The organism is Lysinibacillus sp. FSL K6-1151 (genome assembly GCF_038630755.1).
Lineage (GTDB): Bacteria > Bacillota > Bacilli > Bacillales_A > Planococcaceae > Lysinibacillus > Lysinibacillus fusiformis_D.
Window position 1 is genome coordinate 120001 of sequence record NZ_CP152040.1, and the last position, 16939, is coordinate 136939.

Genomic DNA, 16939 nt, shown 5'->3' on the forward strand with positions numbered 1-16939 from the left:
AGTAGCGAAAGACGGGTGAGAATCCCGTCCACCGTATGACTAAGGTTTCCTGAGGAAGGCTCGTCCGCTCAGGGTTAGTCGGGACCTAAGCCGAGGCCGATAGGCGTAGGCGATGGACAACAGGTTGATATTCCTGTACCACCTCCTCACCGTTTGAGAAATGGGGGGACGCAGTAGGATAGGGTAAGCGCGCTGTTGGTTATGCGCGTCCAAGCAGTAAGGCGTGTGTGTAGGCAAATCCGCACACTGTAACGTTGAGCTGTGATGGCGAGTCCGTATGGACGAAGTTCCTGATTTCACACTGCCAAGAAAAGCCTCTATCGAGGTGAGAGGTGCCCGTACCGCAAACCGACACAGGTAGTCGAGGAGAGAATCCTAAGGTGTGCGAGAGAACTCTCGTTAAGGAACTCGGCAAAATGACCCCGTAACTTCGGGAGAAGGGGTGCTCTTGAGCGTGCAAGCGCATGAGAGCCGCAGTGAATAGGCCCAGGCGACTGTTTAGCAAAAACACAGGTCTCTGCAAAACCGTAAGGTGACGTATAGGGGCTGACGCCTGCCCGGTGCTGGAAGGTTAAGAGGAGTGGTTAGCGCAAGCGAAGCTGCGAATTGAAGCCCCAGTAAACGGCGGCCGTAACTATAACGGTCCTAAGGTAGCGAAATTCCTTGTCGGGTAAGTTCCGACCCGCACGAAAGGCGTAACGATCTGGGCACTGTCTCAACGAGAGACTCGGTGAAATTATAGTACCTGTGAAGATGCAGGTTACCCGCGACAGGACGGAAAGACCCCGTGGAGCTTTACTGTAGCCTGATATTGAATTTTGGTACAACTTGTACAGGATAGGTAGGAGCCAGAGATCTCGGAGCGCCAGCTTCGAAGGAGGCGTCGGTGGGATACTACCCTGGTTGTATTGAAATTCTAACCCATGCCCCTTAGCGGGGCAGGAGACAGTGTCAGGCGGACAGTTTGACTGGGGCGGTCGCCTCCTAAAAGGTAACGGAGGCGCCCAAAGGTTCCCTCAGAATGGTTGGAAATCATTCGTAGAGTGTAAAGGCACAAGGGAGCTTGACTGCGAGACCTACAAGTCGAGCAGGGTCGAAAGACGGGCTTAGTGATCCGGTGGTTCCGCATGGAAGGGCCATCGCTCAACGGATAAAAGCTACCCCGGGGATAACAGGCTTATCTCCCCCAAGAGTCCACATCGACGGGGAGGTTTGGCACCTCGATGTCGGCTCATCGCATCCTGGGGCTGTAGTCGGTCCCAAGGGTTGGGCTGTTCGCCCATTAAAGCGGTACGCGAGCTGGGTTCAGAACGTCGTGAGACAGTTCGGTCCCTATCCGTCGTGGGCGTAGGAAATTTGAGAGGAGCTGTCCTTAGTACGAGAGGACCGGGATGGACACACCGCTGGTGTACCAGTTGTCTTGCCAAAGGCATCGCTGGGTAGCTATGTGTGGACGGGATAAGTGCTGAAAGCATCTAAGCATGAAGCCCCCCTCAAGATGAGATTTCCCATTACGCAAGTAAGTAAGATCCCTCAAAGACGATGAGGTAGATAGGTTCGAGGTGGAAGTGTGGTGACACATGGAGCTGACGAATACTAATCGATCGAGGACTTAACCAAAACGTTTGAACCATTCAATGCACGTTTATCCAGTTTTGAAAGAATAATTTCTTTTATGAAGGGTTTCAAGATACGAGTAGTTCGAGGAAGCAATGGAGAGAGTAAAGGAGCGTACTCAAGTACGTGACTGACTGAACGACAGAAGCTGACGAAGAAATGCGATGTATATTGAAAGCCGACCATAGTCTAGTGATGATGGCAAAGAGGTCACACCCGTTCCCATACCGAACACGGAAGTTAAGCTCTTTAGCGCCGATGGTAGTTGGGGGCTTCCCCCTGTGAGAGTAGGACGTCGCTAGGCAATTGTGAAAGACCAGAGAATAATTTCTCTGGTCTTTTTTGGTTCTTCTAGTTAGATTTTTCAAGCTCATTAGAAAAATTCTTCTTCAAAATCTGTGACATCCGCTTGATGATTTAGCTTGATTCATCGCATGTGAACATCTGCTAAAAATAGCAACAAAATAAGCAATGATTATCCCCTATAGAGGAGTGATTCTTTGCTTTCGTTACAAAAATAATTGAAAAGACAGTCTTCGCACTTAAAATTCAAGAGCACTTCGAAGATTATTGATATAGGATTGACTTACTGGCAATTCACTTCCATCGGTTAATGTAATAATAAAATTTGATGTTAGATCTCGGGCCATTTTTTTTATGAAATGTATATTTACAATATAGGATCTATGAATACGAATAAAGTATGATGGCAACCTTAATTGCAGCTCTTTTAGTGTAATCCCCGTTTTAAACTGTTCTTTATCTACATAAAACCAAGTTTTTTTCTGCAGACTTTCTATATGAGATATTTTACTTATTGCTACTGGATTCCACTCCTCCTCTTGTTTCCCCGTTAAAAATTGGAATGGCTCTGCTTTTTTCATAGTGAATGTGGATGGTAAGATAACAACTAATGCAGCTGGCTTATCTTGAATGGATATGGGATAGCCAATGCCATAATAGGGCGTATTGAATAAAGAATTATCTAATATGGCATCTGTTTTTTTGTGAGTGCGTAACACTTGCTCTGCAATACTCCCAGGCATTACTTGTTGACCTATCTTTAACTGAATATCTTGATGACCTGGGTGAAAATAAATATAAGAATGTTCAACAGCAATTGCAATGGATGAATTCGCAGGAACCCAGTCCTGCAACATTAAAATATACTGTTGTGAAATATCATTTCCAAAAGATTTTAACTCATTGTTCATTGTGAATATCCCCCTTGTTTGTAAACAGTCTTCCAAATTTTATCGCTCAAAAAAGTAGTTTCATCCCAAAAAAATGGTCTTTTATCCAAAAATAATGAAAATTCAAACACTCTGTTATATATTAATTTACAACAAATAAACCTGTTATGGAACAGTTAATTAAAAGTTTTTTAACAGAGTATATTGTACACAAAGGGGAAGGTGGAATTTCAATATGTCAACTCGTCAAGAAAGAATCGAAGCTTTAGAAAAACAATGGGCTGAAAACCCACGCTGGGCTGGTATTGAACGCACATATTCAGCTGAAGAGGTTGTTAAATTACAGGGCACTGTGATAATTGAACAAACATTGGCGCAAAAAGGTGCTACTCGACTTTGGAATTCGTTACGTGAAGAACCATTTATTAATGCATTGGGGGCATTAACAGGTAATCAGGCGGTACAACAAGTAAAGGCTGGATTAAAGGCTATCTATCTATCAGGCTGGCAAGTGGCTGCGGATGCAAATCTTTCTGGTCAAATGTATCCTGACCAATCGTTATATCCTGCTAACTCTGTACCAGCAGTAGTAAAAAGAATCAACCAAGCACTTCAACGTGCCGATCAAATTGATCATGCTGAAGGACGTGTCGATCAATTTGACTGGTTTGCACCAATCGTAGCAGATGCTGAAGCAGGTTTTGGTGGTCCTCTAAACGTATTTGAGCTTGTAAAAGGCATGATTGAAGCTGGTGCAGCTGGTGTGCACTTAGAAGATCAATTAGCTTCAGAAAAGAAATGTGGACATCTAGGCGGTAAAGTTTTACTGCCAACGCAAAACGCTGTTCGTAACTTAGTGGCTGCTCGTTTAGCAACAGACGTTATGGGCGTAGATACAATTTTAATTGCGCGTACAGATGCCGATGCTGCGGATATGGTTACTTCAGATATTGATCCACGTGATGCGGAGTTCATAACTGGTGAACGTACACCTGAAGGTTTCTTCCGTACAAAAGCAGGTATTAAACAAGCAATTGCTCGTGGTTTAGCTTACGCACCATATGCAGACTTAATTTGGTGTGAAACTTCTAAACCATCACTAGAAGAAGCTCGTGAATTTGCTGAGGCCATTCATGCAGAGTTCCCTGGTAAAATGCTTGCATACAACTGTTCACCATCATTCAACTGGAAAGCAAACCTTTCAGAAGAGGAAATTGCAGAGTATCAACGTGAGCTTGGTAAGCTAGGTTATAAATTCCAGTTTGTAACATTAGCAGGTTTCCATGCACTAAACCACTCTATGTTTGAGCTTGCACACGATTATAAAGATAATGGTATGGCTGCATATTCTAAGCTGCAACAAGCTGAGTTTGCTTCAGAATCAAAAGGCTATACAGCTACACGCCACCAACGTGAGGTAGGTACTGGATACTTTGATGAAATTTCTCAAGTTATCTCTGGAGGTACTTCTTCTACAACGGCAATGGCAGGTTCAACTGAAACTGAACAGTTTGTATAAGTCTTGATTGAATTACGTGTTTTCCTAAATTCATAATCATAGAGTAGTCTCCTCCGCTCCTCCTAAGGCGGAGGATGACGAAACTAAAATAGCAAAGGTGGGTAAACAACTAATGGAACAGGCAACGACAGGTAAGCTTAAAATTGTTGGAGAACAAAACGAGCAAACGAAGGAAGTTTTAACACCTGAAGCTCTTGAGTTTGTTCTTGCCTTGCATAAAAATTTTGATGCTCGTCGTAAGGAGCTGTTGAACGCTCGCCAGGAAAGACAAAATCGTCTTGATACAGGAGAGAAACTGGATTTCTTACCAGAGACTAAAGGTATTCGTGAAGGTGATTGGACAATTGCACCACTTCCAAAGGACTTGCAAGATCGCCGTGTCGAGATTACAGGTCCTGTTGATCGAAAAATGGTGATTAATGCTTTAAACTCTGGTGCAAAAATGTTTATGGCTTGCTTTGAGGATGCATCCTCTCCAACGTGGGAAAATATGATTGGTGGTCAAATTAATATGCGTGATGCTATTAATAAGACGATTGAGTTTACGCAAGCCTCCAATGGTAAAACGTATACATTAAATACTGAAACAGCAGTGCTGTTAGTTCGACCGCGAGGCTTACATCTGCTTGAGAAGCATGTGCTTGTTGATGGAGAGCCGATCTCAGGGAGTTTCTTTGATTTTGGGTTATATCTATTCCATAATGCGAAAAATGCACTAGCACAAGGTACTGGGCCATACTTCTATTTACCGAAGCTTGAAAGTCATTTAGAGGCTCGTCTATGGAATGATATCTTTGTGTTTGCCCAAGATTATATTGGCATCCCACAAGGGACTATAAAAGCTACTGTTTTGATTGAAACGATTTTAGCAGCGTTTGAGATGGATGAAATTTTATATGAGCTACGTGAACATTCAGCTGGTCTGAATTGTGGCCGTTGGGATTATATTTTCAGTTATATTAAACGTCTTCGCAATCAAGCTGACGTTATTTTACCAGATCGTGGCCAAGTAACGATGACTGTACCTTTCATGAAGGCTTATACGTCTTTATGTATACAGACATGTCATAAGCGAAATGCACCAGCAATGGGCGGTATGGCTGCACAAATTCCTGTTAAAAATGATGATGAGGCGAATGCGGTGGCATTTGCAAAGGTTGCAGAAGATAAACGTCGTGAGGCAACAGAGGGACATGATGGTACTTGGGTAGCACATCCAGGTATGGTGGCAACTGCAATGGAGCAATTTGATGCTATTATGACAACTCCTAACCAAATTCATAAAAAACGCGAAGATGTACATGTAAAGGCAGAAGATTTAGTAGCTGTACCAGAAGGGACAATTACGCTTGAAGGTCTTCGTATTAACTGCAGTGTTGGTGTACAGTATATTGCTTCATGGCTTCGTGGTAACGGTGCTGCACCTATAAATAACTTGATGGAGGATGCTGCAACAGCAGAAATCTCTCGAACACAAGTATGGCAATGGATTCGTCATCCTAAAGGTATTTTAGATGATGGACGTGGCATTACGTTAGCGTTTGTCTTAGAGATATTGGAAGAAGAGCTTGTGAAAATTAAAGAGGCTGTTGGGGAACAAGCCTATAACAGTGGTCGCTATGAAGAAGCTGCTGAACTGTTTAAATCTTTAATTGAGCAAGATGAGTTCGCGGAATTCTTGACACTTCCAGGGTATGAAAAATTAGCATAAGATAAAATCTACTATTAACATATTCAACTTTCCTAATTCTACTAACATAACGTGACGGGGTCTGTTCCCCCGTTAAATGAAAGAGATAAGCATGATCGAATTAAAAGGGGTCTAAATAAAAGTTAAGAGGTTTTAAGGGGGAAAAGATGTCTTATTAGCTTAGATGGGGAGCTGTAGGGCATCTTTTTTGAAATAAATCCGCGTAGCTGCTGCAGCAGTTTACGCGGATTTTTTTCCGTCTTAGTTTACAATGGCTAGTACGAAGCCGTCATACCCCTTCACACCAACTGTTTGTATAGCTGTTGCTTCAATTCTAGGTTCCTCTTTTAGTAAATCTATAAATTGCTGTACGCCTCTGACACGTTCATCTTCACTAATTTCATCAGTTACCGCACCATTACGAACTACATTATCCGCGATGATGATGGCGCCTGGATGAGCTAGTTTTAACGCCCACCTCAAGTAAGCGGGGTTATTAGGCTTATCGGCATCAATAAAAATAAAGTCAAATAAATGGCCTGCTTTTTTCAAGTTTGGTAATGAATCTAAGGCGTTTCCTAAAATGATCTCAACCTGTTCCTTATAGCCAGACCTCTCTATATTTTGCTGAGCAACTAAGGCAAACTCTTCATTAATTTCTAAAGTCACTACTTTCCCTTCTTTAGGAAGAGCCTGCGCTAAGCAAATACTGCTATAGCCACCAAGTGTGCCAATTTCTAAAATAGTTGCTGCTCCTTTTATTTTAGCTAGTAAATATAATAGTTTCCCTTGAGTAGGGGATACATCTATCTCTGGAATACCTGCTTCTTTATTAGCCTGTAGTACAGCATCAAGGTGTTCGTTTTCTGGTAGAAGCTTATCCATAAAATAGTCATCTACATTTTTCCAAACATTTAACTCTGTCATGATACAGTCCTCATTTCCCTATATTTTAAAGTGCAAGCTTGCCAATAAAGTGTATGATAGAATAAATCATAATAAAAATATATTATTATTATTTATACATAACTTTATATTATGAATAGGGGTGAAATCATCAACAGTCATAGCTTAAAATTATTTTATCAGGTTGCTACTACAGGTAGCTTCACTAAAGCTGCAGAGATCTTGTGTATTAGCCAACCTGCCGTTTCAAGTCAAATGAAGCGATTTGAACATGAACTAGGAGTCCAATTATTTAAGCAACAAGGGCGTGGTGTAGTACTAACAGAAGTTGGTGAAGCTCTAGCAGAGAAAGCTCAAAATTTTATTGCTCTTGAACAGCATATTGAAACATTTATCGAAAATTACCGTTTGGCGAAAGCAGGGAATTTACATATTGTGGCTACCTATCTGCCTGCCAATTTTTTAATTCCAAAATGGGCAGCTACTTTCAAGGCTGCAAATGAACAGGTGGATTTAATGATTACAACAACCAATACGAAGGACGCTTTTGAACAACTAATAAACTATAAGGCGGATATTGCGATATATGGTGGAGGAATGTCTGAAAGGCCGAAAGAAATCGAGTGGGATGAATTATATGAGGATGAGTTATGGTTTGTTGTGTCTCCAAATCATCGCTTTGCACATCAATCCATTACATTGGTTGAAATGTTTCAGGAGCCTTTTATTATGAGGGAAGAAGGGAGCTCGATGAGAGAGCATCTGTTTTCGTTATGTCAAACATACCAAGTGAAACCACCGAAAATTGCCCTCCAATTTAATGGCATCAATGAAACAATTCGCTCGGTCATGGCAGGCTATGGTGCAAACTTTATTTCTTCCCTTGCAGTTCGAGAGTATGTAGAGAGTGGCCAATTGGCAAGGGTTTATGTAAAGGATATACATGCTATTAAACATAAAATCGCTATTTGTACGAGAAATAACGAGAAACAAAATATGCTTGTGCAAAAATTTATTGAAACAATTAGAAATTCCCCAATTTAATAAGCTTGTATCTCATGCATTATTGCAGTAAATTTGTTATACTAGTTATATAACAAATTTGGAGCTGATAAACATGTTTATTCAAATAGAGCCACAATCAGACGTACCGATCTATGAGCAGGTGACACGTCAAATTATTGAAGGTATTGCAAGAGGCGAAATGAAACCAGGCGATACCCTACCATCTGTGCGAGGGTTAGCTGCTGATTTAGGTGTGAATATGCATACTGTTAATAAGAGCTATCATGAATTAGAAGCGAAAGGAATTATTGTTATTCGACCGAAATCAGGAGCTATTATTAGTTCAACTGAGGAGAGAGCTTTGTCACCTGAGCAGCTACGACAAATCGAAAAGAATTTAAAGCCTGTTGTAGCAGAAGGAATGGTGCTCGGCGCAACAGTAGAACAAATTGAGCACATGATGAAAAAGGTATTCGCTGATTTGCAAATTCCAGCAGAGGGAGTGTAGCAAGATGCTACTGGGTGTTTTTACAACAATCTACATCATGACATTAGCTATGCAAATGGTGGTTCCTTATATTGTAAGAGAGACTATTGTTTTTGGGGTTACTGTACCTGATCAGCATATTAAGCATCTCGCATTAGCTAAGCTGAAAAAACAGTATGTTCAATTGGTAGGAGGCTCAGGCATAGTATTTCTAATCATTATGTTGATGTGCTACAATCGTCTAGCTTCTTCTGAATCCACTCAAAGTATCGTTTTACTAAGCTGTTTGTTTAGTATGCTTACCGTAAGTATGGTGCTGTACTGGATAAATCATCACAAGGTATCAACGTTGAAAAGGCAGGAGCAGTGGGGCGTAAATATTAAACAAGTACGAGCGGTTGATTTAACTGCTCGAAGCCGTGATGCAATGATTCCTTGGACATTTTTTGCTGTACCTATAGGGATAGCGGTGTTTTTAATCATTTACACATTGCTCCATTACGACCTAATGCCAAATGATATAGCCGTACATTGGGGACCAAGTGGAGAAGCAGATGCTTGGAGAAACAAGACTTATTTTACGGCTATTTCGCTGCCGCTTGTTATGCTAATGATGCAATGTATGATGTGGGGAATTACCGATTCTATTAAACGTTCTGCTATTAAATTAGCTGTAAACCGCAAAGCTGAATCGTTGGAAGATCAGCTAAAGACTCGAAAATACATGAGTTGGCAAATATTGCTGATGAGCTATGCCTTAACCATTCTATTAACGGTTTTACAACTAAGCAATATTTATCCTTCCATGATTGTTGGCTATAAGCTATTACCAGTATTTATTTTATTTCTAGCTGTTGTGTTAGGTTCACTATTTATTTATATTTTGAAAAAGCGTAAACATAGAGTGCGTTATGAAGATAATGTTGATTCACAGGTAATGGATGTAGATGAAGATCGTTATTGGAAAGGCGGCTTAATTTATATGAATCGACAGGACCCTTCCGTTTTTGTAGAGAAACGTTTTGGAGTAGGTTGGACCATGAACCTTGCAAATCCAAGAGGTTATATTGTTATTGGTTTGCCTTTTCTTTTATTACTGTTGATTTCCATATTCTCGTTATAAAATAATAGTAATTTGTGATGAAAAATTCGTTCCATATGAGCGAGTTTTTTTCTTATTGATTGGAGGTAGGCAGATGCAAATTCTTGTTGTCGATGACGATGCTCATATTTTACAGCTAGTTACTATTTATCTCACAAGGGAAGGCTATCAGGTACTATGTGCAGAAAATGCACAGCAGGCATTAGCCTTACTAGAAGGGAATCTGCCTGATTTAGCTGTTGTCGATGTGATGATGCCGGGGATGGATGGTTTTACATTAACCGAGACTTTAACGCAAGATTATGACATTCCTGTTTTATTATTAACAGCGAAAGGCGAGCTTGAGGATAAAGAGCGTGGCTTTTTAGCAGGATCAGATGATTATGTTGTAAAGCCTTTTGAGCCAAAGGAATTATTGTTTCGTATAGCAGCTATTTTACGGAGATTGGATAAGAAAAATCAAGTAACTTTCCAAGTAGGCAAATTAGTGATTGATCGTCGAAGCTTTGAAGTTGTCATAGGAGAGGATACACTTATATTACCTTTAAAGGAATTTGAACTACTTGCTTTATTGGCATCACGCCCTCACCAAGTATTTACGCGAAGCTATATTATGGAGCAAGTATGGGGCTATGACTATGAAGGAGACGAACAGACGTTGAATACTCATGTGAAGCGAATTCGTGAAAGATTAAATCGCTATGACACGGCTGTTGAAATCACAACCGTAAGAGGTGTTGGCTATAAGCTAGAGGAGACAACATGAAAACTTTATACAGTAAATTTGTTGTGACGACGATGCTAGTGATGATTGGTAGCCTATGTATTGGTTTTTTAGCAACGAATACGTATTATCATCAAGTGGTAAAAGAAAAGAATGATGCAAAAAACGTAAACATAGCAAAGGATATCGTTCATTATATTGAAACAGCGAAGCCAGAGGATTTAAATAATTATTTGAAGACACTGGGTGAAATTGGCTATCAAATATATGTAACATCAGGCGAGGAAGGGTATTTTTTTGGTGGAGACTATCGTGATAAAACATTGTCAGCATCTGTTGTTGACCGCGTTTTACAAGGAGAAACCTATCATGGTATGCGAGACTTCCCTAAAGAAACCTTTGTGACAGGATTTTTCGCTAATGAATTGATTAATACAGTTGGTGTGCCATTTACGTATGAAAACAAGCCATATGCATTATTTATAAGACCTGATATTCGCTTATTATTTTCGGAAGTGCATACGATACTTGCAGGGTTAATGTTGGTTATGACAGTACTGAGTTTACTAGCAATGCTATTGTTTGCTAAAGCATTAATTCGTCCGATTACAAAGCTAACGGCGGCAACTCAACAGCTTGCGCATGAAAAGTTTGATACGGTGTTAGATATTGATAGTGCAGATGAAATTGGTCAATTAGCTGTAAGCTTTAATAGGATGACCGAGAAATTACAAGAAAATGATCGTATACGAAAGGAATTTATTAGTAATGTATCGCATGATTTTCAGTCGCCTTTGTTAAATATTCAAGGCTATGTTGACCTCCTGAAAAATCCGCTGCTGACTGAGCAGGAAAGACAGGAGTATGCAGCGATCATCGAGTTGGAAACAAAGCGCTTATCTACATTAACCAAGCAATTATTATTACTAACATCTCTCGACCAATCGACAAGAATCGTAAAACGTGAGCCGTACCGATTAGACGAACAATTGAGGGAGACTGTGCGAAAATATCGCTGGCAAATAGAAGAGGCACAGCTTCAAATAGCCTACAAGCTAGAGCCAATTAGTTATGCTGGTGATGCAGGACTTTTACAAAATGTGTGGGATAATTTGCTGACGAATGCTATTAAATATAATGTAGAGGGTGGACAAATACATCTACAATTACAGAAAAAATCTACTTCACTTGAAATCCTTGTGGAGGACAATGGGATGGGGATGACGACAGATCAATTAGCCAAAGTATATGACCGCTTTTATCGCGCAGATGCTTCCAGGACAAAGCAAGGAACAGGTCTAGGACTAGCAATTGTCAAACAGATTGTAGAGCTACACGGAGGTACTATTCAGATGGAAAGTACGATGCATGTCAGTACAAAGGTTTATATTCATTTACCAGTCTTGTCATAAGGAGTTCATGTAAAGTTCATGTTCACACGTTAAACTGCTACTTAGTTGAAACAAGCTTAGGGGGAGTTTTCGTATGGAACAGAAGTGGAGTATACGTCTTATTCGATTAGCGGCTATTTTTGCTTTCATCGGTACGTATTTAGGTTCACATATGTCAGGATCAGGTAGTTATGAATATAGACCAATCCATGCACATATTTTACTTGTCGGCTGGCTAAGTATGTTTGCATGGGGCATTTTTTATCGAGCCTTCAAAGTGAAATCACAAAAATTAGTAGCCATTCACGGTTGGACAGCTATTCTTGGTGTTTTGGGTTTAACAGTTGGCATGTGGTTTTACAATATAAATCCATTTAATTTTGGTAGTACATTTACATTAATCTTCTTTATTGTAGGTGGAACTACGCTATTAATCAGCTTTGCCTTATTTATTATAGTAACATTCATGATTCATCAACAAGACTATATAAAAAGTTAATCCATTACGCATTTCTAGCGCGCAGATAAACAATGTATCCAAAATTTTTCGATTTTGCCTGTAAAAATCTGTTGAGAAAAAATATTCATCTCCCACTATAGAAAAAGGAGATGAATGCCGAAGCAAGAGAAAAACCTACCGTATCACAATTCATGATACGGTAGGTTTTAAACTGTCTATTTAATATTTTCAAGCGATTTTTTCAGCCATTTTTCAGCCTCTTGATAATCTTGTGCAACCCCATGCCCTTTTTTGTAGAGCATACCAAGCTGAAATTGAGCCTTTTGATGTCCTTGATTAGCAGCCAATCGATAAAGCTGGGCAGCCTTTGCAAAATCTTTCGGTACACCCTGTCCATGAATGTGCATTTGAGCTAGTTGATATTGTGCCTTTATATGCCCTTGTGACGTTGCTTGTTCAATCCATTTAGCTGCCTCCGTGTAATCCTGTTTAACACCTTTCCCTTTATCAAATAAATTACCAAGTTGATATTGAGCACCTGCATGGCCCTGAATAGCAGCTAGTCGATAACATCTGCGTGCTTCTTCAAGATCCATAGCAACTCCTAATCCCTGCTCATACAGTAAGCCTAATTGATACTCCGCTTGAATATGTGACTGATCCGTTGCGGCTCGCCACCATTTTACAGCCTCTGTATAGTTTATAGGTACATCAACTCCTGATGTCAGTAATAGACCAAGTTCATACTGAGCATCAGCATAGCCTTTGTTAGCAGCAACTTTAAAGTATGACATAGCTTTAGCAGGCTGTTTTTGCTGATAGACATAAAGCCGACCTAGCTCGAAGCCGGCACTAATATGCCCATTGTCAGCTGCTCGTAGAAGCCATTTTTCTGCTGAAACAAGATCCTGTTCTTTTTCATACAGTAAGCCGAGACAGTACTGTGCATTTAAATGTCCTTTATATGCTGCTAGCTTGAACCATTTTAAGGCTTCTAGATGATCCTTCGTCATTCCTTGTCCCGTATTGTAGAGCATAGCCAATTGAAACTCTGCGTTCACATGGTCTTGTAAAGCAGCCATATGAAACCATCTCGCCGCTTCTTCAAGGTTTTGAACAATACCACGACCTTTAAGGTACATATAGCCGAGATTATACTGTGCACTGGCATCGCCCGCTAAGGCAGCCATTTCGAAATAAGCGATGGCCTCTGCGTAGCTTTGCTCGACACCTGTGCCATTATGATAAAGGAAGCCTAAATTGTTTTGAGCACTTGTATTGCCTTGGTTGGCTGCTAAAGTATACCATTTAGCCGCTTCATGAAAGTTTTGCGAAAGGCCTAGACCTTGATTATAAAGGACACCTAAATTATATTGTGCATCTGCATTTCCGAGATCTGCCGCAATTTGATAATGGTGCGCGGCTTCCTTATAATCTTGTCCAACCCCATGCCCTAAATGAAAGAGTACGCCTAGACTATAGTGGGCATTTGCGTCATTTTGTGCGGCAGCTCGTTCATACCATACTTTCGCAAGTTTATAGTCCCTTTTCACCCCTCGCCCGTGATTGTAAAGAGTTCCTAAATTATATTGTGCACTGGCATCACCGTTTTGCGCTGCCCTTTCAAACCATTTGGCTGCATGTGTATAAGCCTCTGGCGATTGATTGTGCTGGAGTATGTTCTTATCCAATATGGTTGGAAGCTCTGTAGTGTGAGGAGTTAGACTTGCTGACTTGAAACTACGATCATAGCGTTTCATAAACCATTCCACAATATCGCTAAGATAATCCAAAACAATTTTTGCCGCTTTGGCTTCCACAATGTCGTTACTATTATGACTTGTCATTTTATGAACTAAATTCATTAATAAATAAATCCGACGAGGGTGAATTTGCGCTACAAAACTTCGATTATTTAATAGTGTACGGATATTTTTCGTTTTAGGTTCAGTATGCATTTCCAGCCGATAAATCTCATAAAGAATTTCTTCCAATACAAAAAGAGATTTTTGTAAAGATGTAGCTGGGTTTGAAATAGCGAGCAAACTTGCATCCTGTAGGTTTTTTGCTAATTTTGTGAAGGACAGCTGCTTTAATTTCTGACATTGTTCTTCAAGAATTTCGTAATGCATAACAATCACCCTCACCTCTTTCATCAATGATGCCTCGGCATCATTGCGTCTAATTTTCTTCGAGCCAGTTGAAAGCCCCTCTTCTAAATCTCTTTGTACATATATCGGAGAAAAATCTATATTATTGATAAGTTTTAATGGGATTCATCAGTTGAATTGTTGCTGTGACATGATACTATTTGATATAAGGGAAATTCGTAGCTACGGAGAGCCCGTCAGCCTATAGGTGGGGGATCGAAATGAAAAATATTGCAGCTATTATTCCAGCATATAATCCACAACAATCACTCATTACCTATGTACATCAATTATTAGCAACGACCATTACACAAATTGTCATTGTCAATGATGGGAGTGATCAAAGATATAAAGATATTTTTGAAGATCTAAATAAAATTGATCGTTGTCAAGTATTGCAGCATGATCGCAATATTGGAAAAGGTGGTGCATTGAAGACAGCCTTTGCATTTATCCGAGAGCAAAAAGGAAAGTGTCATGGTGTCCTTACAGTGGGGGCACATGGGCAGCATGCACTGCAAGATGTTAAGCTTGTCTTAACGATGACAAAGGTGTTTTCAGAAGGTATTGTGCTAGGGGTACGTAATTTCCATTCTGCCGATAGTTCATTTCTTTCTTATTGGGGAAATCGTGCAACAAGCCTATTTTTTGAGTTACTGTATCATCGAAAATTAATGGATACACAAACGGGTTTGCGATATATATCGATAAATGAGTTGCCTTGGCTGATGAAGGTGAAAGGCGAACGCTATGATTATGATACAAATATGCTAGTTGCGGCACTGAAAAGAAAGTGTCCAATTTTTGAGGTAGAGATTGGGCAATTACGTTTAAAGAAAAATACAATTATCCAGTACGATGAAATAACCAATGCAAGCACTATAATCACAAGAATGCTGATGAATTATTTAAAACCAAGGAATGGCTAGGTTTAAATTTGAAATAATGAGCTAGGATAAAGAATAACGATTACTCATGAGGACGTAGCGAGTATAGAAAGAAGGAGCAATGTTTATGGAATATTCAGATCAAGTGAAAAATCGTGTGAAACGGATGGAAGGCCAGCTACGTGGTATTTTGAAGATGATGGAGGAAGGTAAGGACTGTAAGGCAGTCATTACACAGCTATCGGCTGTACGCTCTGCTGTAGATCGTACAGTTGGTGTTATTGTCAGTACAAACTTATTAGAATGTGTCCAAAATGCTGAAGGTGATGACGAAAAAATGAATGAAGCCATTCAGGAAGCCGTTAATTTGGTTGTGAAAAGTAGATAATTACCTCGATTTTCGGAACAAAAAATAGTAGCTGAATCTAAATAAAACTCACTATGAATGGGGTGAGTTTTATTTTTTTGCAAAAAAATAGTTATATTCGAGAATTATATTTAGTTCTTAGGTATTTTATATCATGTAAGTGTTGATATATTTTTAGATGAAAGTCTTAGTTAGTGAACTTGTATGATAGCTTAGTAGGTACTTTCTTTGTTATGCTAAATAGTAACAAAAGATTCAAAGGGAAGGTGATTAGTGATGAAAAAATGGTTGTTATGTGGAGCAACTTTATTGATGTTAAGCCCAACTGCTGCCTATGCAAAACAAACAGAAATTACTTCCCAAATTTATCCTGTGGTAGCTAACTCAACAGTAGTTACTTGGGATCAATTGACAAAAGAGCTTGCTAAGCAAATGCGAAATTTCGAGACGGAAATAAAATTTACGTATACAGGCCCGATGGGTGATTTCAAAAAAGAAATGATGGATGCATTTGAAAAGGCTAAACAACAAGCTGTTTATGCAAGTGGACATTTCGAAAGTATGACGGTTTCTGCAGATTCTCTCGGAAATGTAACGTATAAAGTGAAGTATCTGACGAATCAAACACAAGAAGTAGCTGTACAAAAAAAGATTAATCAAATACTGAAAAATATTATCAAACCTTCTATGACAGAGTTCCAAAAAGTAAAGGCTATTAACGATTATATTGTATCGAATACGATGTATGGAACAAAAACAAAGGCAAGCCCACATAGTGCCTATGCTTTATTTTTTGAAGGACAAGCTGTGTGTCAAGGTTATGCATTAGCTGCACAAGCCTTGTTAGAGCAATCTGGGATAGAGACAAAATATGTTATAGGCTTTGTGAATGGGAACGAGGCACATGCTTGGAATTTAGTAAAGGTAGATGGAAAATGGTATCATTTAGATACAACATGGAATGATCCTTTGCCAAATCGTGTTGGTGCTGCTTCATATGACTATTTTTTAGTGACGGACAGTCAGCTTAACAAAGATCACACTTGGGTTAAAGCCGATTATCCTACTGCTACAAGCACAAAATACAGTTATATGCACAATGTTCATTTTGCGTATCAGTTAAATAATGCTGTTTATTTTAGCAATACGGCAGATAACGATAAACTGTATAAGCTGGATATGACTAGTGGGAAAAAGACAAAAGTATTAGATAAACGTGCATTGTATATTACTGGAACTAATGATTATCTATACTATAGTGATTACAGTAACGGTGGGTATTTGACAAAGCTGAATTTGAAAACATTAAAAGCTGAAGTGCTAGTTAAGCAGCCAGTAACGAATTTAAAGATCAATGACAATGATTTGCTGTATACTATGAATACTAAAGAATATAAACTTAAAATTAATTAAGTCAACAAACAAATATTAACAAGCACAA

Annotated in this window: 14 protein-coding genes and 2 rRNA genes (1 of these 16 cut by a window edge); 13 read left to right on the forward strand and 3 right to left on the reverse strand. The window is 39.6% G+C overall.

Annotation, left to right across the window (positions count from 1 at the left end; genetic code table 11):
- Positions 1-1620 (forward strand): 23S ribosomal RNA (locus MHI04_RS00620) (it extends 1308 nt beyond the left edge of the window).
- A 185-nt stretch (positions 1621-1805) separates the two neighbouring features.
- Positions 1806-1921, forward strand: a 5S ribosomal RNA gene (rrf, locus tag MHI04_RS00625).
- A 238-nt stretch (positions 1922-2159) separates the two neighbouring features.
- Here the strand turns inward: rrf and MHI04_RS00630 are convergent.
- Positions 2160-2831 (reverse strand): LytTR family DNA-binding domain-containing protein, encoded by a 672-nt coding sequence (locus MHI04_RS00630; RefSeq protein WP_342535245.1) that lies wholly within the window; start codon positions 2829-2831, stop codon positions 2160-2162.
- Positions 2832-3045: 214 nt separating this feature from the next.
- Between MHI04_RS00630 and aceA the strand changes: the two genes are divergently transcribed.
- The gene (aceA, locus tag MHI04_RS00635) at positions 3046-4329 is read left to right on the forward strand and encodes an isocitrate lyase (RefSeq protein ID WP_036122155.1); all 1284 of its coding nucleotides are present in this window, start codon (positions 3046-3048) and stop codon (positions 4327-4329) included.
- A gap of 112 nt (positions 4330-4441) precedes the next feature.
- Positions 4442-6040, forward strand: a complete 1599-nt coding sequence (aceB, locus tag MHI04_RS00640; RefSeq protein WP_271912042.1) for a malate synthase A — start codon at positions 4442-4444, stop codon at positions 6038-6040.
- 240 nt (positions 6041-6280) lie between these two features.
- Here the strand turns inward: aceB and MHI04_RS00645 are convergent, their stop codons facing one another.
- On the reverse strand, positions 6281-6946 hold the full coding sequence (locus MHI04_RS00645) for an O-methyltransferase (RefSeq protein WP_340812392.1): 666 nt from the start codon (positions 6944-6946) through the stop codon (positions 6281-6283).
- Positions 6947-7075: 129 nt separating this feature from the next.
- Here MHI04_RS00645 and MHI04_RS00650 point away from each other — a divergent pair, with 129 nt between their 5' ends.
- The 6 genes from MHI04_RS00650 to MHI04_RS00675 all read left to right on the forward strand — a co-directional run bounded on the left by MHI04_RS00650 (position 7076) and on the right by MHI04_RS00675 (position 12133).
- Positions 7076-7969 carry a LysR family transcriptional regulator gene (locus tag MHI04_RS00650; protein WP_036126611.1) on the forward strand — a complete coding sequence of 298 codons (894 nt, stop codon included), beginning with the start codon at positions 7076-7078 and terminating at the stop codon, positions 7967-7969.
- Between the two features lie 73 nt (positions 7970-8042).
- Positions 8043-8438: a GntR family transcriptional regulator gene (locus MHI04_RS00655; RefSeq protein ID WP_036126599.1), complete on the forward strand. Its 396-nt coding sequence runs from the start codon at positions 8043-8045 to the stop codon at positions 8436-8438.
- A 4-nt stretch (positions 8439-8442) separates the two neighbouring features.
- Positions 8443-9540, forward strand: coding sequence for a DUF5808 domain-containing protein (locus MHI04_RS00660; protein WP_058843781.1), 1098 nt, complete (start codon positions 8443-8445; stop codon positions 9538-9540).
- A gap of 73 nt (positions 9541-9613) precedes the next feature.
- Positions 9614-10285: a response regulator transcription factor gene (locus MHI04_RS00665; protein ID WP_089933926.1), complete on the forward strand. Its 672-nt coding sequence runs from the start codon at positions 9614-9616 to the stop codon at positions 10283-10285.
- Positions 10282-11655 (forward strand): HAMP domain-containing sensor histidine kinase, encoded by a 1374-nt coding sequence (locus MHI04_RS00670; RefSeq protein ID WP_340812393.1) that lies wholly within the window; start codon positions 10282-10284, stop codon positions 11653-11655. The genes MHI04_RS00665 and MHI04_RS00670 overlap by 4 nt, the downstream gene beginning before the upstream one ends.
- A 73-nt stretch (positions 11656-11728) precedes the next feature.
- Positions 11729-12133, forward strand: a complete 405-nt coding sequence (locus tag MHI04_RS00675) for a hypothetical protein (protein WP_058843779.1) — start codon at positions 11729-11731, stop codon at positions 12131-12133.
- A 176-nt stretch (positions 12134-12309) separates the two neighbouring features.
- On the opposite strand, the gene MHI04_RS00680 is transcribed toward MHI04_RS00675, so the two are convergent.
- Positions 12310-14226, reverse strand: coding sequence for a tetratricopeptide repeat protein (locus tag MHI04_RS00680; RefSeq protein WP_342535246.1), 1917 nt, complete (start codon positions 14224-14226; stop codon positions 12310-12312).
- A 239-nt stretch (positions 14227-14465) separates the two neighbouring features.
- Here MHI04_RS00680 and MHI04_RS00685 point away from each other — a divergent pair, with 239 nt between their 5' ends.
- The 3 genes from MHI04_RS00685 (at position 14466) to MHI04_RS00695 (ending at position 16911) form a co-directional block, all read left to right on the forward strand.
- Positions 14466-15173 (forward strand): glycosyltransferase family 2 protein, encoded by a 708-nt coding sequence (locus MHI04_RS00685; protein WP_058843778.1) that lies wholly within the window; start codon positions 14466-14468, stop codon positions 15171-15173.
- Positions 15174-15258: 85 nt separating this feature from the next.
- Entirely contained in the window at positions 15259-15519 is a 261-nt protein-coding gene (locus MHI04_RS00690; RefSeq protein WP_036125888.1) for a metal-sensitive transcriptional regulator, read from the forward strand.
- A gap of 255 nt (positions 15520-15774) precedes the next feature.
- Entirely contained in the window at positions 15775-16911 is a 1137-nt protein-coding gene (locus MHI04_RS00695) for a transglutaminase domain-containing protein (protein WP_342535248.1), read from the forward strand.
- Positions 16912-16939 lie beyond the last annotated feature (28 nt).